Annotated in this window: 4 protein-coding genes and 1 pseudogene; 2 read left to right on the forward strand and 3 right to left on the reverse strand. The window is 40.0% G+C overall.

The features are described 5' to 3' along the window. Positions 1–54: 54 nt before the first annotated feature. The 3 genes and pseudogenes from ABJL82_RS14690 to ABJL82_RS14700 form a co-directional block, all read right to left on the reverse strand. Positions 55–360: pseudogene (locus ABJL82_RS14690) on the reverse strand (transposase); the annotation flags it as partial. Positions 361–434: 74 nt separating this feature from the next. Continuing rightward, on the reverse strand, positions 435–1298 hold the full coding sequence (locus ABJL82_RS14695; protein ID WP_347275453.1) for a hypothetical protein: 864 nt from the start codon (positions 1296–1298) through the stop codon (positions 435–437). A gap of 1184 nt (positions 1299–2482) precedes the next feature. After that, positions 2483–3220 (reverse strand): SagB/ThcOx family dehydrogenase, encoded by a 738-nt coding sequence (locus ABJL82_RS14700; protein WP_347275454.1) that lies wholly within the window; start codon positions 3218–3220, stop codon positions 2483–2485. A gap of 465 nt (positions 3221–3685) precedes the next feature. Here ABJL82_RS14700 and ABJL82_RS14705 point away from each other — a divergent pair, with 465 nt between their 5' ends. Then, positions 3686–4054, forward strand: a complete 369-nt coding sequence (locus ABJL82_RS14705) for a hypothetical protein (protein WP_347275455.1) — start codon at positions 3686–3688, stop codon at positions 4052–4054. Between the two features lie 276 nt (positions 4055–4330). Continuing rightward, on the forward strand, positions 4331–5638 hold the full coding sequence (locus ABJL82_RS14710; RefSeq protein ID WP_347275456.1) for a TolC family protein: 1308 nt from the start codon (positions 4331–4333) through the stop codon (positions 5636–5638). The last annotated feature ends 362 nt before the right edge of the window (positions 5639–6000 follow it).

Below are 6000 nucleotides of genomic sequence, written 5' to 3' on the forward strand. Positions count from 1 at the left end.
GTCGCTGCTATTCACAATTCAAGTATCTATTCAGCGTATTTTCACCCACTGTCGTTACGAGCTGGCAAAAGCAGGCAATTCACCACGGAATAGCATCTGTAATGCCCGGCTCAAATTTACCCCTTGTTTTCGACAGGTCGAGAGATAACTCCGAATGCGGCAGAAAATTTTCGCTCCCTCCAAAGAACGAAAACTGCCCGATATCTTCTGCTGAACCTTCGTCATCCTGATATCGTTTTCTGCCAAATTGTTCGTAAAGGGGACATTGATGTATACAGCCACCGTTGCAAGCGCAGCCGCTAAAGCGCCCAGGTCATCTACAAAGCCTACAACATTTTTTATAATCCGTCATTTTAGTAGGATGAAAAGAGAATATCGAATTACAACCGTAGAGACAGGTTTAAAACCTGTCTCTACAACTCCTTTGACATTTGTTATTCCAGTCTGTTTTTTAATTTGCCTATCCATTTGTCCCCATCCATTTCAACCTGATTTGAAGGGTTGCACGAATTCAGAAATCCTGTAATATCTTTCTTACGCATGTTTGTCTGATAAAAAACGGTTATGTCCGGCGTTGATGCTACAGGAGACCTTGTAGTCATTTCATACCTGACGTAGTCGTTCAGGTTTTCAGGCTGGTTTATACTGCGCACCCTAAAGATTTTCCCTTTAAGAAAGAATTTTCCTTTAAGATTGAGCAGTAATTTTCTTATGCTGTCAATAATTGGTTGCGCTTCGGATGCATACTGTCTTATCGCATCCTGAAGGTATGGATCTCTGTTAACCAGATTATAGATAATGGTAATTATTGAATCTTTGGCGCTGGAGACAAATTGTTCTATTAAGTCCTTGCGCTTATTGCGTAATTTGAATATTTTCAAGCCGATTGTTTTATCAAAGGCAGGTGTGTTTATTTCACGAAGATTGCCAGGCGAAACATTCTCTAGCCAATTATTGAATGCCGATTCGGTCGCCTTTCCAATGTTCTCTGTATGTTTATCCTTAATTCCCAAAAGCCGATTGCAAAGGGCTCCCATATTCATGGCAACATCATATTGCCCACCTTTCATATAACGTTTCTTAAAACACGGCTCGCAAAAGATTTCATTATGCAAGTAGTAGCCTTCAGCATCTGGATTTGCAGTTGGTTGGCCGTATCTTTTTGTCAGCGCCGTTTGTTTGTATATCCGATTATCTCCGATTTGTGTTAAGCAAGCGCCTCCCTCGTATTCGACCTTAACAATTTCGGAGCATTTCAGGCAATGGTACATATTTCCCCGAATATTCAGCCATGACATAATTGGGTCTCCTATTTGTGGTTGTTGGTGTTTAAAGCTGCATGTGGAAATACAGTATCTATTTTCTTAAAAAAGCAGGGGCGAAGCATTTGTCCGTTTGGGTATGAACGCATTTGTGACAGTTTATAGCAAATGCTTCGCCCCTACACTATGCGTGGCAAATTATTGTTTTTATCTCAGCTTTTTTTCTTTTTGAAAAGGTCTAAGATCTTTCCTGTGTTTGAGGATTTTTTTATGAGTGATGTTATTGCCGCCCCCCAGGGGTTCGTTATGACAAACCCTGCAATTATTGCGGTGGGAATGCGACACCAGACGTTCCGCGTCTGGTCCCACCGGCTTCTCATTATTCGATTACCTTTACTTTGATGTGACGCAGAGCGTCATATCTGCATTCCCACGCAGACAGACTGGGCCAAATGAACCTTGTTGTCTCAAAAGTGGGGGCAACTTAGCACATTTTGCCTATTTTATGCTCAATTTATTACTGTTTTTCTATTAAAGTGGGAAATTCATATCGTGAAATAGGATAAAATTGCCCATTTGACTCAGTCTGAGAGCGTAGGAACGAGGGGATTTAAAAGGAACAAAACCACCCCTATCCCCCCTCAAAAATGGAATTTGATGTAGAGACGCACGGCCGTGCGTCTCTACGTGGGGAATTGTGGGGTAGGTAGAAATGAATGCCATGGTTTATTCTTTTTTCCATGTGAAGCCGGAGCTTGGGAACGCGTGTATAAATGTTCAAAACACGGTTTTTTTCATTGGGATTTTGTTTTTGGAATTTGTTTCGTATTTCGTGCATCATGCTTCGTATTTGTAACCATTTAGCGTAAACATTACACGACTCCTGGCGGGTTCAGGTTTGCAACCTGAACACATGAGTTTATGCAAATAATGGGGTCATGTATTGCGGTAAAATTCAAGTGCCCAAATCACAAAATCCCTGTTTTGAATCTGGAATTTATTTGTCACTTGTTCTGCCAATAAAAGGCTTGATTGAAAGTATAAAATGTTTGGTTCAGGTTACAAACCTGAACCCGCACCGTTATTAGAAGTTGTTTCGTATTTCGATATTTGTATTTCGAATTTGGTTGCGGCCAAAGGCTGCGCCAAGCTTCATGCTTCATGCTTCGTATTTTTTATCCCTTGCTTGTTTTGTTCCGGCTATGCAGGGACGGCTGGTATTATTTTTTACCTACGGCGGCCAAATATATTACAAATTCCTCATCACCTTCGAGAGAGAGCAAATCGTTTATATCATCATCAGAAAACGCAGCAATTGCGCATGCTCCGCAATCAATGGATTCTGCGCTTAAATACAAATTCTGGCAGACGTGTCCTGCATCCAGATGCATATACCTATATCCGCGTTCTCCATATCGCCACTTCATACGGTAAGCTACCGCAGACCAAATGAAAACAATTGCGCATAATTTTATTACGTTCTGCCCCAAACACGCTGCTGTAATTTTATCAGCAATATCCGGTTGTAAATTTACTTCCATCAGCTTATGTTTAGATGCAAGAAATCTGTATACGCCTGGCAATAAGCCCGTTACGTTATTTACCAATAAATATGTTTCCAAAGAATGCCGTGCCCCTGCTGATGGCACGTTTCGATACGTTGCAGTCCCTGGTATTACTTCTTTTACCCCCTGAGTGCACCACAGCAGGTAAGATAATTCTTCAGTGGGTAATGGTTTTTTAGAATAATTACGTATACTCGTTCTTGATTCTATTACTCTTCGTACATCAGCATTTTTTACAACAATATCCTCCGGTTTCGGTAAATCTATAATTTGTTTTGACTTGTCATAAGGAAGCTCCAAAGGCGGCTGCTGTATCCCTTTCATCTGATCCGATGGCGCTAAATATTGATATTTTGTCATGCGCATAAACTCTTTTCCAATTCCGTTTGACATAATCATACTCCTTTTTTGGCGACAATTTATTTCTTTAGAAAAAGCAAAAACGCTCGTTCCCTGTGCAGGCAAATGCTTCGCCCCTACAATTTATCATTTTATGAATAAAAAGCTATAGCTTTATGCGGTGAAAAAAGAGATTTTTTTGCTACTATATTACAGGCTCATCCGCTAATACTATTCGACTATTGATTTTCACTTTCGGTTAAATCCTTCCCAAAAGGGTAACTTCTCAAATTCCCCTCTTGGGAGGGGATTAAGGGGTGGGTTAACGGCATAATGAAAAACTTTGTAGCACTATAGTCTTTTTTCAAAAAACTAAAGTGTTATCAAAAAAGTTATACTATAATTATTTTTAGAACTTGCATTTCTATTTGTTTGTGGATTATTATGAAAAAGTTAAATTGACAATCCTCATCATACGCCTCATGGAGTATTTTTGTCGTTATCGTGCGAAAAGAAAAAATGAAATTTTTTACCAGGAAGTCTTTATTAAGAAAAGTATTCTATAGCATTCTGGCAGTGTGGTTTCTCTTGTGCATATTGCCGGGTGATTGTTTATTATTGGGGTGCACGGAAGAAGGTACTTCCCATTGCAATGAAGAACCTTCTGTTGTCTCTTCCTATGATATTGATCATACTGCTGCCCCCGGAAATGCTTCACACTGTTCCACCTGTTGTGTGCTTTGCGCACATAATCTTATCTTATACACATCCAATTATCATTCAAATACGCACATGGACCTCATTGGCAATTGTGCGTTCATCCCTACAAACCGCTTTAACGCTATTTTTCAAACCATTATATTTCGCCCACCGCGAACAATCGCATAACCTTTCTGATTTTCTACACATCATTTAATTTTAACGCTTCACAGGGACACTATTTCCCAAAAAGGGCAATAGCATGAATTCTTTCTTACCGGAAATTCATGTAGTGCGACGAGGCTCGTCGCACTACAAATGACACTTTCCCGTGTTGGCTCAATAAATGGGGGTAATGCATTTACATTCATCTTATAAACCTTATAAATGCTTACCTTTGTGCGGGTTTACCTATTTATTGAACTGATACTATTCGATGGTATATTTTTTACAAAAGGGCATGGTATGTTCACACATTTTTTTAACAGGCATAATTTTCAACTGTGTATTTCGAAGTATCCGCTTCTCCTTGTTTGCTCGTTTATTTACTTTAGCGCTTGCCATGAAATTGTCTGTGGGAACGATATACTAACGCCGGGCAAAGCAATTTCTCTTAAAGAGGCGATAGACATTGCTCTTGAAAGAAACCCACAATTGCAATCAATGAATGATCAGGTAGCAGCGGAACTTGGCTCTTTGAATCAGTCAAAACTCTATCCAAATCCGGTAATTGAACTTCTGGCGGAAGAAATGCCTACCGATGAGATAGGGTTGAATGAGAGCCAAAACCGGGTATCAATAACGCAGCCCATTATTACCGGGGGCAAGAGAGGCCTTGGAATAAAGGTAAGCAAAAAGGCGAAGGAGAAAAATGAATTTGAACGGGATGCATTTCTCATCGGAATTATTGCCGATACAAAAAAGGCATTTTATAAAGTGTTGGCTGACCAGGAAAGTTGCTCTGTGGCAAAGGAAATGGAAAAGGTCGCGAAAGATATTTACGAAAGTGAGAAGATACGGTTTGATGTAGGAGAGGTTGCGCTTACCAATGTGCTCAGATCGGAGGTTGAGTTATCAAAGGCAAGAAATCTTGTTTTTCACGCTGAGGGGGAACTCCAAAACTCTTTCAGGGAATTGCAAACAATCATGGGAACCCCTGAGGTTACAGATTTCACCATCACCGGCAAATTGATAACAGCGCCCACGGCATTGTCATTGCATGAGCTTGAGCAGCATATGAAAAACAATCATCCGATTTTCAAGGCGTCGGAAAAGAAGAGAGAAATGGCAGATGCTCAGTTGTTGCTGGAACAAAGACAGGTAATACCGGATATCGCTGTATCAGCAGGCTACAAAAGGCTTTCGCAGGAAGACGCGGACACTTTCGAATTCGGGCTGGAAATACCTGTTCCTTTTTTTAACCGAAACCAGGGGAATATACAGAAAAGCAAGGCGCTTTCAAACAAGGCAAAAAACGAAGGCATTTCATTGGATAATCACATGCTGTTCGAATTGAAAAGAAATTTTAATTTGTACAATGTTGAAAGGAAACGCCTGTTGGAATTTAACGATGTAATTCTGCCGCGGGCGGATGAAGCCCTCTCTTTAATAACAAAGGGATATAAAGAAGGTGAGTTTGGTTATATTGACCTGCTGGATACGCAGAGAATCTGGGCAGACACGAGAATTTCATATAATGAATCGATTAAACGATTAAACACGATACTCGCCGACATTGAAAGACTTGCAGTAATGAAAATAAGGGAGCAATAGGGTGAGAAGAAGTTATTTCAAATTTTAAATTAGGTTGGGTTTTTTTAAAGACAAAAGCCCAACGGCATCCATTTTTACCCACCCCCGGCGGGTTCAGGTTTGCAACCTGAACCTATGAGTTTATGCTTATAATGGGGCCATGTACTGCGGTAAAATTCCAATGCCCAAATCATAAAATCCCGGTTTGGAAGCTGGAATTTATTTGTTATTTGTTCTGTTCATAGAAGGCTGGATAGAAAGTATAAAACGTTTGGTTCAGGTTGCAAACCAATGTCATTAAGTTAAGAAATTGGTTTATAAGGGAAAGCAAATATTTTTTTGCGTGGTTGAATATTTCTTGGAAATTTTCTTCCATTTCTTAT

It is taken from the genome of Candidatus Kuenenia sp. (assembly GCF_039794105.1).
GTDB lineage: Bacteria > Planctomycetota > Brocadiia > Brocadiales > Brocadiaceae > Kuenenia.